The following is a 12,929-nucleotide window of genomic DNA, read 5'->3' as shown; positions in this document are numbered from 1 at the left end:
AGGCGCTTCCTTCAACAGGCGCTTCCTTCGACGCGTTCTCTCTAGTCTGTAACGCTATGACGGAGCCGGGTCTTTTTCAGGGCGCTTGTCCAGTGTGGTGACCTGGAATGGTGACCTGGAGTGATGACGCTTGGCGTGGCGGCCTGTGCTTTGCGGACAATATCCCACGCCAAAGAGCAAAGGGGCTGACACAAATCCACCCGCCGTTCTGCCGCTATCGTGTGCCAGGCCAGATACGACGCGGCTCGGGCCTGGCGTACTGCGCGATTCAATATCTGTCGACGGGCTGTTTGGGTGCCCCCTCAAAATTGACGAGCTATTCCGCTTTGGGTAGTCTGCATTAAAACTGAATAGCTCATCAGGTTTGATCTGAAGCATAAGAGCATTCCGCATTGACCGCCAAGCCGCCCAAGGGCCAGGAACAATAATAATGAATAAAACACACTGGGATACCATCATCATCGGGGCCGGGGTCAGCGGTATCGGTGCTGCGATTAAACTGCTGGAGCAGGGCTTCAGCGATTTTCTGATTCTGGAAAAATACCCGGATCTGGGTGGTTGCTGGCGCGACAATACCTATCCGGGCTGTGCCTGCGATGTGCCTTCGGCGCTGTACTCGTATTCGTTTGCGCAGAAACCAGACTGGAGCCGCGCCTTTGCGCCGCAGGCGGAAATTCTCAGCTATGTGCGCAGCACAGCAGAGCGTTTTGGTATCACACCGTTTATCCGTTATGGCATCGCGGTGGAAGACAGTTTCTGGCAGGAAGAATCACAGCAGTGGTTAATTAAAACCGCAGAGGGCGATGTTAAAACCGAGCTGACGGCCAACAAAGTCATTTCGGCGGTGGGTTATCTGCATGAACCCATTATGCCGACGCTGCCTGGGCTTAATGAATTTAACGGCGAGGTGTTTCATTCATCACGCTGGAATCACGACTGTGACTTAAGCGGAAAGCGCGTGGCGGTGATCGGCACCGGTGCATCGGCCATTCAGTTTGTGCCGGAAATTCAGCCAAAAGTTGGCAAACTGAGTATTTTCCAGCGCACGCCACAATGGATTTTGCCCAAACCCGATCACCGTATTCCGGCCATTGAACGTGCGTTTTTCCGCCTGCCATTAACGCTGAACAGCTGGCGCAAACTGATTTACACCGGTTTTGAAGCCTTCGGCGTCGGCTTCCGCAAGCCGCTGTTATTAAAGTGGATGCAAAAAATCGCCAGCGCGCACATTAAGCGCAAGATTAAAGATCCGGAATTGCGCCGTAAATTAAGCCCGGATTACACCATGGGCTGTAAGCGCGTATTGCTGTCGAATAATTATTATCCGGCGGTGGCAAAAAGCAACGTTGAGGTATTGGCCACCGGTGTTAAAGAAATTCGTGGCAATACGGTGGTTGGTCAGGATGGCAGCGAAGCCGACGTGGATGTGATTATTCTCGGCACCGGTTTCCATGTGTCCGATGTACCCATTGCCCACCATGTGCATGGCCGCGATGGCCGCTCGCTGGATGACGTCTGGCAGGGCAGCCCGGAGGCTTACCGTGGTACCTGTATTCATAACTTTCCGAATTTCTTTTTAATTCTTGGCCCTAATCTCGCGATTGGTCATAACTCGGCATTTATCGTGATCGAAGCGCAGATTAATTACATTATGGGTGCAGTAAAAACCATGCAGCGTAATCAGCTGCAGACGCTGGAAGTGAAAGCCGAAGTGCAACAGGGCTATAACCAACGGGTGCAGCAGGAACTGCAGGGCACGGTTTGGAATACCGGCGGCTGCTCCAGTTATTACCTCGACCAGAATGGCAAAAACAGTATTGGCTTTCCCTGGAGCACTTACCGTATGCGTAAATTGTTAAGCCGTTTTGATATGGCGTCTTATGTGGGTCTGGCAAAGGTTGATTGGGCGGCTCAGAATTTAAAAGCCAGTAGTACGAAAAAAACGACAACCCGGCGGAAAAAAGCCACGGAGGTTAGCGTATGAGTCAGTCAAAACGGGCGTTGGTGTTGGGTTGTGGTGCCGTTGCCGGCGGCGCCTGGAGCATTGCTGCGCTGCAGGCGGTGAGCAAGCAGCTGAACTGGAACCCGGCGGATGCCGATATTATGGTGGGCACCTCGGTAGGAGCAGTGCTGGTCGCGCTGCTTGCCAGCGGTGTCAGTCTGGAACGCTTAGTCGCCGCGCAAAATAATGAGCCGCAGCATGGTTGTTACTGGAATCACGCCACCGACTCCGGCGGTAAATTACCGCCCTGGCCACAATGGAAATTCAGTGGCCCGGCGTTATTTAAAAAAGCATTAAACCGCGAAGTCAGTTTGTTAACCGGACTCTGCGGAATACTGCCCCGTGGCCGCACCGATATGTCGGGTTTTGTGCGTCTTATTCAGTCCGCTTCTGCCGGAGATGTCTGGCCACAAGCGCTGCAGGCCGGACAGCAAACACAGCAAACACAGAAAAAACTCTGGCTGATGGCGGTGGATGCAAAAACTGCCGCACGCCGTGCCATTGGCCGTCAGGCCGACGATTTTACTCAGGTGCCATTATCGCGTGCGGTCTGTGCTTCCTATGCGGTGCCGGGCTGTTGTCCGCCGGTGAATATTCAGGGTAATACCTATCTGGATGGCGGTATTGTGTCACCGGCGTCGGCGGATTTATTGGTTAATGAAGACGTTGATGAGGTCATTATTATTGCGCCGATGGCATCGCGCTGGCCGGGTAAATCCGGCAGTGTTTTTAATGCCGTTGAGCGTTACGCCCGCAAGGGGATGACACGTATTGTTGACCGTGAAGAAGCCATGCTGCGCGCTGCTGGCAAACGGGTAATCCGTATCGAACCCAACGAAGATGACTTACAGGCTTTTGGCTGGAACCTGCTCGATCCGGCACGGCGGCAGGGCGTGTTCGATACCGCGTTATTAACCACACCGACAACGGTAGCTCAGGCCATTGCGATGGCCTGAAACATTTTACCGCACGACGGACAACTTGCTGAATGAACGCAGGCTGGTTATAAGATAGCCCCGGAATAACCATGCTCCGCTTAATCTTCAGGATGAAACTATGTCCGCTGCCGTTGTTGATCAGCCCTTTGCGCCCTGCGTCTCGTTTATTCTGCTGCGCGATGACTGCGTGCTGCTGGAAAAGCGCCGTGACGATAAAGAAACAGATCCGGGCCTGATTATGGTGCCGGGCGGTCATATGGAAGAGGGCGAACATCAGCACGACACATTAATACGTGAGCTGGACGAAGAGCTCGGTATTCAGCCGCGCAATGCCCGTTACGTGTGTTCGCTGCTGCACCCCACCGACGAGCTGCAATTACTGCATTACTATTTAATTACCGAATGGGCGGGAGATCTTCAGGCCTACGAAGCCGAAGCGGTATTCTGGCAACCCTTGTCGGAACTGGGGGTGCTGAATATTACGCCTGACCATACCGCCATTGCCGAAGCACTGCGTTTATATGGCGCTTAATTATTTAATCAACGCGGCAAATAATTCCCGTGCTGATTATTAAACCCGGCATTCTGGCCTTTTACAGCCCACATATACTCGCCGATAAGCACCAGCACGCGGCTCTGCAACTGGTGTGGCCCGGCGCGCAGGGGCACTGGCAACTGAACGCTGAAAAAGGCACAGCCCCATTGCTGATTGCACCGCAAGCGGAGCACGATCTGGCCGCTGAACACTGCTGGATTATTTTGCTGGAACCTCTGTCTGTCGCCGGTAAACATGCTTTGCAACACATGAACGGCCAGCTGTTGGTATCCCTGCCTGGCCCGGCATCTGCAGCTGACAGCACAGAGTTACTGGCGGCGTTAAGCCATCTGTTGGGGCTTGATAAACAGGCATTTAATCTGCAAATATCCGACAGCCGCCTGCTGCGACTGCAGCAGCAACTGGATCAGTGTTTTAACGGCGGCTGCATCAAACCTTCGCAATGGCGTGCGCGGGATATTGCCGCCGGACTGGCGTTGTCGGAGAGCCGTTTTCTGCATCTGTTCCGTGAGCAGATGCACATGCCCTGGCGGCCCTATCTGTTATGGCGCCGCCTGCTCTGTGCGGTGCAGGCGTTACATCAGGGGAAAAGTGCGACCAATGCAGCGCAGGATGCGGGCTTTGCTGACAGTGCTCATCTTAGCCGGACTTTCCGTCGTCATTTTGGGTTATCGGTGCGCGAAGCCGTGCAGCTTGCCCGCAGCGATTAGACTCCCGGATAAATCACCGCAATCAATCACAAGAGCAAGTCAGCCAGTTTATTCAAGTTATCAGCCTGTACCGGCGGTAGTCTGGTAAAAAAACAGGAGGTACACCATGGCTGACAACACAACAAACACAGCAGATAACTATCTGGCCACAACCCGCATGCTGGATTACCGGCATCCGGCCATTCAGCAGCTGATTCAGCAACGGGGCTGGCACCAGCAGGATACCCGCCAGCAGATTGCGGAGGTTTATCGTTTTGTGCGCGATGAGATCCGCTTTGGCTATAACGCCGATGACAGCCTCAGAGCCAGTGAAGTACTGAGTGATGGTTACGGCCAGTGCAATACCAAAGGTACGCTGCTGATGGCGCTGTTACGGGCGCTGGGCATTCCTGCGCGTTTTCACGGCTTTACCATTTATAACGAGCTGCAGAAGGGCGCAATTCCGCTGTGGATGTTCGCCTTTGCACCAGCACGTATTCTGCACAGCTGGGTCGAAATCTATTACGATGGCCGCTGGCTGGAAATTGAGGGTTATATTATCGACCAGCCGTACCTGCAGCAGGTGCAGAAAGCCTTTGCCAGCGAGTGTGAAGCCTTTAGTGGTTATGGCATTGCCACGCCTTGTTTGCAAAAACCACAGAACGACTGGCTGGGCGGCAATACCTATATTCAGAAAGAAGGCATTGCCGATGATTACGGCGTTTATAACACGCCGGATGAATTTTACGCGGCGATGGGCACAAACCTGCGCGGCTTCAAACGCATTCTTTATCGTTGTCTGCTGCGTCATCTGATGAATATCAATGTCAGAAAAATCCGTCGCGCCGGTATCCGTTAAGCGCAAGATCCGGGTTGTGTTTGTGGCCCGGATTTTTATGATGAAGAGAATCAAACCCAAACCGGGGCGGAGCTGCTTATGTCTGACTATCAACGAATTGCAACGGCTATCCGTTTTATTACGGAGCATGCCCGCCAGCAGCCGTCGCTGGACGATATCGCTGCAGCCGTTAATCTGAGTCCTTTTCATTTTCAGCGCCTGTTCAGTCAGTGGGCGGGCACCAGCCCCAAACGCTTTTTGCAGGTGCTGACGTTGGAGCGCGGTAAATTCCTGCTGCGCCAGCAATTACCGTTGCTTGAGGCTGCCGACGAGTTGGGGCTGAGCGGCAGCAGCCGGCTGCACGATCATTTTGTTCAGTTGGAAGCGGTCACGCCGGGGGAATACCAGCGCGGCGGAGCCGGGCTTGCGATCCGTTATGGTGTGGCTGACACACCCTTTGGCCCGATGTTTATTGCGCAAACACCGCGTGGTTTATGCCGCGCCGTCTTTATCGCCGCAGACAGCGGTTTAACGGATTCGCTGCAAACGCATAAAGAACGCAGCGCCGCTGAAGAGCTGGCCGCGCTGCAGGCCGAATGGCCGGCGGCGGAACTGTTAGAAGACCGTGCCGCCGCACAGCAATTAGTGGCCACGCTGTTTGCTGCGCGCGGCAGCACCTCAGCCACGGCGCCATTATCGCTGCATGTGCGCGGTACCAATTTTCAGCTGGCGGTCTGGCGCGCGCTGTTAACGATCCCGGCCGGTCAGGCACTCAGTTATGGTCAGCTGGCAGCACAGCTGGGTCAGCCAACGGCGGCTCGCGCCATTGGCAATGCCGTCGGGGCCAATCCCGTGGCCTTTATGATTCCCTGCCACCGGGTCATTCAGCAGAGTGGGGCGCTGGGCGGCTATCGTTGGGGGCCGCTGCGTAAGCAAATGATCCAGAGCTGGGAACGCTTACGGCTGAGTGGCGACGAATAATCATTGGCCGTGCCTACATCTTTATCGCGTCTGATCCGGCTCAGACGGATGATCGTCTAAAAAACCAACGCTTTTCAGCAGACCGCACCAGCTATGGCTTTGTCCTGCTTATCGCCAACTTATCCAGTAGGTTATCCACAGATTCTGTGGATTCAATGTCAGCTTTGTCCCCATGTCGCTGGGTGTCTTATCCTGCTGGCGGGAATGGCCTTATGCTTCTGTGCTTGCTCAGAGGATTTTTTTATGATCGCGCCGCAACCCTCGCCACGCCTTGAAAAATAAAGATTTTTTAACTTTTTTGCGCTGTGTAAAAAACACACGGTTTTTGCCGGGTGGCGTATTTACTGCATTCAGGAGAGTTCTCAAAAGAATATGCACAGAAATATCCACAACTTCTGTGTAAAACTTCAGGGTTGACAGAAAAAACTTATACACAAATTGCAGAAGGCGCTTGACGGTGCTTTTTTCTCTGTGTTTGCTGGCAGCAACGATACGCAGCCCCGTTGCTTGCACCCGGCGGCCAAGCTGTTTGTGATCGCCCTTGTGGCGGTTGTCATGCTGTTGATCGTTATCTGTGCCTATCGTTTTTATTTTTTCTTGTCCTATTAGAGACACGGACCGATTGATATTTTCTCCGCCTATCAGATTGAGGGGAGAGTGATACGAATGTATCGGTACGATGAATATGACAGGGCGCTGGTTAACGAGCGGGTAGAAGAGTTTCGTGATCAGGTCGCGCGCCGGATGAATGGCGAACTCACGGAAGACGAGTTTCTGCCGTTGCGTTTGCAAAACGGTCTGTATTTGCAAAAACACGCTTATATGATGCGGGTCGCTATTCCCTATGGTGCGTTATCCAGTGATCAGATGCGCGGTCTGGCGGTTATTGCCAATAAGTTTGATCGCGGTTATGGGCATTTCACCACCCGTCAGAATATTCAGTTTAACTGGATTGAGTTAGCCGATACGCCAGATATTCTGGCGCACCTGGCGTCTATTGATATGCATGCGATTCAAACATCAGGTAATTGCGTGCGTAATGTGACTACCGAAGCCTACGCGGGTGTTGCACCTGATGAAGAATATGACCCGCGTATTTTTGCCGAGATTATTCGTCAGTGGGCTACCGTCAATCCTGAGTTCTTGTTCTTACCCCGTAAATTTAAAATTGCAGTCAGCTCCAGCCAGGAAGACCGGGCAGCGGTGCGAATGCACGATATTGGTTTGTATTTGTATCGTGATAAAGAAGAAACGCTGCGCTTTCAGGTTATGGTTGGCGGAGGGTTAGGTCGCACGCCTTTCCTTAACCAAACCGTAAAAGATGACCTGCACTGGTCGGAAGTGTTGTCCTATATCGAAGCGGTTCTGCGGGTTTTTAACCGCTATGGGCGACGTGATAACAAGTACAAGGCACGTATTAAAATCCTGGTAAATTCACTGGGAATCGACGATTTCCGTGAAGAAGCAGAAGCTGAATGGCGACAGATTCGTGGCAGTTTTTCCACGCTGACTGAAGACGAGCTGAGCCGTGTGGCTTCTCAGTTCTTGTCGCCTCTTTATTCAACTTTAGATGATGCCAATCTTGAGTATGGACATCATGTAACAAGCAATAGCGAATTTGCTGCCTGGGTATCGCGCAGTGTGAAGCCGCACAAGGTGAAAGGTTATGCTTCTGTGGCAATTTCTACCAAATTCCCAACCAACACACCGGGCGATTTAACCGCAGAACAAATGCAGTGTATTGCCGATTTAGCCGATGCTTATGGCTTCAGAGTGATTCGTATTACTCATGAGCAAAACCTCGTGTTGCCGGATATTCCTAAAGAATATCTTTTCAACGTCTGGGAAAGTTTATGTGAGGTGGGCTTGGCGTTACCTAACGTGGGTTTAGTCAGCGATATGATTGTTTGTCCCGGGGCGAGTTATTGCAACCTGGCGACGGCACATTCTTTTCCTGTAGCCAAAAAAGTGGCTGCAGCTTACAGCATTGAAGAACAACTGGAAGTCGGTGATATCAGTATTAACTTATCCGGTTGTATTAATGCCTGTGCTCATCATCATATTGGGAATATAGGCATTTTAGGGCTGAATAAATCGGGTGAAGATTATTACCAGATTACCGTTGGCGGAGCGCAAGGCAAAGACAGTCAGATCGGCAAAGTGATTGGCCCGGCGGTGAGTGAAGAGCTGTTACCTGTCGTGGTGAAAAACATCACCAATGCGTATTTAGCCAATCGGAATGACAAAGAGACATTTCATGAAACTTTTTTGCGCATAGGATTGGAGCCACTCAAGTTGGCCGCTTATGAGTCGGCAGGAGCTTAGTATGAAGAATATTATCCGTATTCAGTCTAATGAGGTTGCTGTTGTTAAAGCCGACAATTGGATTATTTCAGAAGAAGATAATGACGCGCTGGGGTCTTGTGAAATTTTACCAATGAAAGCCTGGTTAGCCCGTATCAAGCAAGGTGATGATGTTAATGCAGCGCTCTGGATTGATGTTGATGATGATGCTATGGAATTACAGGACGTTATTGAAAAACTCTCGTTTATCTGTGTTTTCTTTGAAGACTTCAAAGATGGGCGCGGTTACTCGACGGCGTATTTACTGCGCAAGCGGTTAAATTATCAGGGTGAGTTACGGGCTTTTGGCGATGTATTGCGGGATCAGCTGAGTCTGATGCGCCAATGCGGCTTCGACAGTTTTGCTATTAAAGAAGGTAAAGATCCATACGATGCGACAAAAGGTATCAAAGGACTGTCGGTTACGTACAGTGGCAGCGTATCGCAACCGAACCCGCTTTATAGACGGGTTCGTCGATAGACATAATATTTAAGACACTTCTGCTATGGCACTTCTGTTGAGGAACTTCTGTTAAGGCGCTTCTGTTAAGGCGCTTCTGTTAGGGCGCTTCAGAATTATTCAGAGGTGCCTAAGCCTGTCCAAGCAGTACGCTGAACAGCTTTTTGACTGCGGCTTGCCTTTTTTCTGTTAACGGATGGATATAACTTAAACGTAAAAAGTTTTTATACTGACCCGATGCCGAGAAAAGTGAGCCAGGTGTCATGATTACGCCGTGCTCTAATACTTTGTTGTAACTGTGTTGCGTATTAATGGATTCATCCAATTCTACCCACATCGAAATACCACCCTGGGCTTGGGTGTAGCGAATTTGATCGCTCCAATGGGTACTTAATAAGGACATCAGTTCCCGTTGCTGCTGCTTTAGTGTACTCACCTGTTGGGCCAGATAGCGCCGGTAATGGCCTTCTTCTAAAAATGTCGCAACCCCCTGCTGAGTGGATTCACTGGAGGACAGCTGGGTGACCAACTTGAGCTGAGCAATCCGGTCGTGCCATTTTCCGCCAAACACCCAGCCAATCCTTAAGTCTCTCGATAAGCTTTTTGAGAAAGAGCTGCACAGAATAACGTTACCCTCAGTATCCAATTTTTTCAGCGGTTCTGCTGTGAACGGCGGAAAAGAAAGATCTCCGTAAATATCATCCTCTATGATGCAAAAATCGTTGTCGACCGCCAGATTGATTAATTCCCGCCGGGCTTTTTCTGGCATGAAGGCACCGGTAGGCGTGGCGTAATTCGGAGAGAGTATGCAGGCTTTTATTGGCCACTCGGTTATTTTTTCAGCCAGGTCTTCAATACTTAAACCCTCAGCAGGGTCGGTGGCAACTTCGATAATTTTCAGCTTCAGCTGCTCCATGATTTGCAGAACACCATAAAACGCCGGAGATTCCACCGCCACGGTATCGCCGGGTGAGCAGGTCGCCATGAGAGAAATGAATAATGCATGCTGACAGCCACCGGTAATACAAACCTGTGATGGGTCCTGGTTCAAGCCACGATGGCGATAATGGCTGACAATGGCGTCTTTTAAACGCATGTCGCCGCTTGAATCATTGTAGTAAAGGGCTTTTTGCGTGGCTCTGGAGCGCAGAGCTTTGCTCAAGTGTCGGTTCAATGTCACAAGGTGCCTGGCGTCATGGGAGGTCGCAGCCGTTGGTAAAATATCAAAGGCGGCGCTGCGCATCATGATGTCTTTTAAAATAGCCGGAACCGTAACATCCCTGGGAGCGGCAGGCGGGTTAATGCGTTTTGGCGGGAGTCGGTCATTTTGTGAGGCCGTTTTGACAAAGTAACCGGATTTCGGCTTGGAAAAAATCAATCCTTCTGCCTCGAGCCGATGCAAGGCATGTAACACCGTGGCTTTAGAAAAGCCCAGGTTCTGGCACATTTCCCGCACTGAAGGAAGTTTTCCGCTAGGTAAAAAATGGTTGGCTTTTATGTCTTTGCGTAATAACTGCTCCAGTTCCAGATACTTAAACTGACTCATAACGGCACCTTTCCGGGTAATCTGTACCTATTCTAAATTAATTTTTTGTACCTGTTCTGTATTTTTTTACGTCATACACTCAACACGGTAAGTAATTTTGATTTTGCTTTCTGGCAGTGTAGAGGGTAGGCAGAGCACCATGATTGATTTAAATGCTATTGATCTGGCGCGAATACAATTCGCGTTCACCGTATCGTTCCATATTATTTTTCCTGCGATAACGATAGGGCTGGCCAGTTACTTGGCGGTCTTAGAGGGTTTATGGCTGTATACCAGAAAGCCGGTTTACATGACGCTATGCCGGTTCTGGATGAAAATATTTGCCGTTAATTTCGCCATGGGGGTCGTTTCCGGCATTGTCATGGCCTATCAATTTGGTACTAACTGGAGCCAGTTTTCTAACTTTGCGGGAGCGATCACCGGTCCGTTACTCAGCTATGAAGTTCTGACGGCTTTCTTCCTGGAGGCTGGCTTTTTAGGGGTTATGTTGTTTGGCTGGAAAAAAGTTGGAGAAAAGCTGCATTTTACTTCCACTATCCTGGTTGCTATTGGGACTCTGATTTCAATGACCTGGATTCTTGCATCAAACAGTTGGATGCAAACCCCCCAGGGGTATGGCATCGTTGATGGGCGCGTTGTGCCGCTAGACTGGTTTGAAATTATATTTAACCCCTCCTTTCCTTACCGTTTAGTGCACATGGGCCTGGCGGCATTCCTGGCGACGGCATTGCTGGTCGCTGCCTCCGGTGCGTGGCATTTGCTTAAAGGCTCCCATATTAACGTAGCGAAAAAAATGTTGTCCATGGCGATGTGGATGCTGCTTATTTCTGCGCCATTACAAATGTTTGTTGGTGATTTGCATGGCTTAAATACCTTAGAGCACCAGCCGATCAAAGTGGCTGCAATGGAAGCGCATTGGCATGATGCCAAGCCCGGTGACGGTGTGCCGCTTGTTCTGTTTGCCTGGCCAAATATGGAGAAAGAACAAAACGATTTTGCGATTGAAATTCCCAATCTGGCCAGCTTGATTTTAACCCATTCTATGGATGGTACTATTCCGCCATTAACTTCCGTTGCCCCGCAAGATCGCCCTAATGTGCCAGTGGTCTTCTTTAGTTTCCGCATCATGGTTGCACTTGGCCTGTTGATGATTGTGCTGGCGCTTGCTGCGTTGATTCTGCGTAAAACAGGCAAGCTCTATGAGAAAAAATGGTTCCTGAACTTTTGTGTAGCCATGGGGCCATCCGGCCTGATCGCCATGCTTGCCGGTTGGTTTGTGACGGAAGTCGGTCGTCAGCCCTGGGTTGTATATGGTTTGCAGCGCACCGTAGATGCCGGATCGCCCAACAGTGTTACTGCTATGAGTTTGTCTTTGCTGGCTTTTGTCTTGGTGTATATCTGTGTCTTTGGTGTCGGTGTGCGTTATATGTTGGCATTGATTGCTAAAGGTCCTGCAGAAAACTACTCGCTGGAAGATGACGAGCACTTGAATAAACGCCCGGCCCGTCCGCTATCCGCCGCTGATGGCGTAGAAATTTAGGAGATCATGTCATGCATTTTGATTTACCGACTATCTGGGCCTTTGTTATCGGCTTTGGCTTAATGATGTATGTGTTCCTGGATGGCTTTGATTTAGGGATTGGCTTGTTGTTTCCTTTTATTAAAGACAAACATGAACGCGATATTATGGTGAACTCGGTTGCCCCCGTATGGGACGGCAATGAGACCTGGCTTGTACTCGGTGGTGCTGGTTTGTTGGCCGCCTTTCCGATGGCATATTCGGTGATCTTGTCTGCTTTGTACGGACCGATTCTGCTGATGCTATTTGGTTTGATTTTGCGTGGTGTCGCTTTTGAGTTTCGTTTTAAAGCTACGGAGTCTCATCGCCCAATGTGGGACAAGTTATTCTTTATTGGCTCCTTAATGGCAACCTTTGCTCAGGGTGTGGCAATGGGGGCTGTGATTCTGGGTTTTCAAGTAGACAATGGCGAGTTTTCCGGCGGTGGACTGGATTGGTTAAGCCCATTCAGTCTGTTTACAGGGTTTAGTTTACTGTTTGCTTATGGATTGCTCGGAGTTACCTGGTTGGTTATTAAAACAGAGCACGGTTTACAGAAAAAAATGCGCGCACTTATTAAGCCATTAACTCTGCTGTTAGCGACATGTATGTTTATTATCAGCCTCTATACACCGATGGTTAACGAAAGTGTGCGGGATTTATGGTTTAACCTGTCGAACATCGTGTATCTGGCACCTTTGCCTGTTCTTACTGCTGCTTTTGCTTTTTTGCTGATGGGAGCTGCGCATTCCAAAGTAGAAAGTCGCGCTTTTATTTGTACTTTATGTATGTTGTTTCTTGGCTATTTGGGGTTATGTGTCAGTTTGTGGCCAAACATCATTCCACCGGGTATTACGATTTATCAGGCTGCGGCACCAGCGTCGAGCCTTAAGTTCACCTTAGTGGGCGTGGTGTTAATTGTTCCTGTGATTTTAATTTATACCTTTTGGTCTTATCGGGTTTTCCGTGGAAAAGTCGTCGATACCGACGGTTATCATTAAAACACTGCCGCAAAGGG

General features: G+C 50.3%; 12 protein-coding genes. 10 read left to right on the top strand and 2 right to left on the bottom strand.

Annotation, left to right across the window (positions count from 1 at the left end; all coding sequences use genetic code 11):
• The first annotated feature begins 430 nt into the window (after window positions 1-430).
• The 6 genes from NYR02_RS13235 (at window position 431) to NYR02_RS13210 (ending at window position 6,004) form a co-directional block, all read left to right on the top strand.
• Window positions 431-1,984, top strand: coding sequence for a flavin-containing monooxygenase (locus tag NYR02_RS13235; protein ID WP_260976839.1), 1,554 nt, complete (start codon window positions 431-433; stop codon window positions 1,982-1,984).
• On the top strand, window positions 1,981-2,958 hold the full coding sequence (locus tag NYR02_RS13230) for a patatin-like phospholipase family protein (RefSeq protein ID WP_260976838.1): 978 nt from the start codon (window positions 1,981-1,983) through the stop codon (window positions 2,956-2,958). Before NYR02_RS13235 ends, NYR02_RS13230 begins: the two co-directional genes overlap by 4 nt.
• 100 nt (window positions 2,959-3,058) lie before the next feature.
• Complete coding sequence (locus NYR02_RS13225; RefSeq protein ID WP_260976837.1) at window positions 3,059-3,472, top strand: NUDIX hydrolase; 414 nt, start codon at window positions 3,059-3,061, stop codon at window positions 3,470-3,472.
• 29 nt (window positions 3,473-3,501) lie between these two features.
• Window positions 3,502-4,206, top strand: a complete 705-nt coding sequence (locus NYR02_RS13220) for an AraC family transcriptional regulator (RefSeq protein ID WP_260976836.1) — start codon at window positions 3,502-3,504, stop codon at window positions 4,204-4,206.
• A gap of 106 nt (window positions 4,207-4,312) precedes the next feature.
• The gene (locus NYR02_RS13215) at window positions 4,313-5,044 is read left to right on the top strand and encodes a transglutaminase-like domain-containing protein (protein ID WP_260976835.1); all 732 of its coding nucleotides are present in this window, start codon (window positions 4,313-4,315) and stop codon (window positions 5,042-5,044) included.
• A 78-nt stretch (window positions 5,045-5,122) separates the two neighbouring features.
• Window positions 5,123-6,004 (top strand): bifunctional transcriptional activator/DNA repair enzyme AdaA, encoded by an 882-nt coding sequence (locus tag NYR02_RS13210; protein ID WP_260976834.1) that lies wholly within the window; start codon window positions 5,123-5,125, stop codon window positions 6,002-6,004.
• Window positions 6,005-6,232: 228 nt separating this feature from the next.
• On the opposite strand, the gene NYR02_RS13205 is transcribed toward NYR02_RS13210, so the two are convergent.
• Entirely contained in the window at window positions 6,233-6,820 is a 588-nt protein-coding gene (locus NYR02_RS13205) for a hypothetical protein (RefSeq protein ID WP_260976833.1), read from the bottom strand.
• Here NYR02_RS13205 and NYR02_RS13200 point away from each other — a divergent pair.
• Both NYR02_RS13200 and NYR02_RS13195 read left to right on the top strand, forming a co-directional pair.
• Window positions 6,809-8,329, top strand: coding sequence for a nitrite/sulfite reductase (locus NYR02_RS13200; RefSeq protein ID WP_260976832.1), 1,521 nt, complete (start codon window positions 6,809-6,811; stop codon window positions 8,327-8,329). The genes NYR02_RS13205 and NYR02_RS13200 overlap by 12 nt on opposite strands.
• A gap of 1 nt (window position 8,330) precedes the next feature.
• The gene (locus NYR02_RS13195) at window positions 8,331-8,828 is read left to right on the top strand and encodes a DUF934 domain-containing protein (RefSeq protein ID WP_260976831.1); all 498 of its coding nucleotides are present in this window, start codon (window positions 8,331-8,333) and stop codon (window positions 8,826-8,828) included.
• A 109-nt stretch (window positions 8,829-8,937) separates the two neighbouring features.
• Here the strand turns inward: NYR02_RS13195 and NYR02_RS13190 are convergent, their stop codons facing one another.
• Window positions 8,938-10,353: an aminotransferase-like domain-containing protein gene (locus NYR02_RS13190; protein WP_260976830.1), complete on the bottom strand. Its 1,416-nt coding sequence runs from the start codon at window positions 10,351-10,353 to the stop codon at window positions 8,938-8,940.
• Between the two features lie 139 nt (window positions 10,354-10,492).
• Here NYR02_RS13190 and NYR02_RS13185 point away from each other — a divergent pair, with 139 nt between their 5' ends.
• Window positions 10,493-11,893, top strand: coding sequence for a cytochrome ubiquinol oxidase subunit I (locus NYR02_RS13185; RefSeq protein WP_260976829.1), 1,401 nt, complete (start codon window positions 10,493-10,495; stop codon window positions 11,891-11,893).
• 11 nt (window positions 11,894-11,904) lie between these two features.
• Window positions 11,905-12,912, top strand: coding sequence for a cytochrome d ubiquinol oxidase subunit II (gene cydB, locus NYR02_RS13180; RefSeq protein ID WP_260976828.1), 1,008 nt, complete (start codon window positions 11,905-11,907; stop codon window positions 12,910-12,912).
• Window positions 12,913-12,929: the final 17 nt, after the last annotated feature.

The sequence above is a fragment of the Thalassolituus pacificus genome, from assembly GCF_025318105.1.
In the GTDB taxonomy this organism is placed as follows: Bacteria; Pseudomonadota; Gammaproteobacteria; order Pseudomonadales; family Oceanobacteraceae; genus Venatoribacter; species Venatoribacter pacificus.
Note: the sequence above shows the minus strand (reverse complement) of the source record. Positions and strands in the feature narration are given on the sequence as shown.

Bases quoted from the DNA above. Each gene is read 5' to 3' on its own strand.
- NYR02_RS13225 (WP_260976837.1), top strand. From the start codon at position 3,059: ATGTCCGCTGCCGTTGTTGATCAGCCCTTTGCGCCCTGCGTCTCGTTT.
- NYR02_RS13230 (WP_260976838.1), top strand. From the start codon at position 1,981: ATGAGTCAGTCAAAACGGGCGTTGGTGTTGGGTTGTGGTGCCGTTGCC.
- NYR02_RS13210 (WP_260976834.1), top strand. From the start codon at position 5,123: ATGTCTGACTATCAACGAATTGCAACGGCTATCCGTTTTATTACGGAG.
- NYR02_RS13185 (WP_260976829.1), top strand. From the start codon at position 10,493: ATGATTGATTTAAATGCTATTGATCTGGCGCGAATACAATTCGCGTTC.
- NYR02_RS13235 (WP_260976839.1), top strand. From the start codon at position 431: ATGAATAAAACACACTGGGATACCATCATCATCGGGGCCGGGGTCAGC.
- cydB (WP_260976828.1), top strand. From the start codon at position 11,905: ATGCATTTTGATTTACCGACTATCTGGGCCTTTGTTATCGGCTTTGGC.
- NYR02_RS13215 (WP_260976835.1), top strand. From the start codon at position 4,313: ATGGCTGACAACACAACAAACACAGCAGATAACTATCTGGCCACAACC.
- NYR02_RS13195 (WP_260976831.1), top strand. From the start codon at position 8,331: ATGAAGAATATTATCCGTATTCAGTCTAATGAGGTTGCTGTTGTTAAA.
- NYR02_RS13190 (WP_260976830.1), bottom strand. From the start codon at position 10,353: ATGAGTCAGTTTAAGTATCTGGAACTGGAGCAGTTATTACGCAAAGAC.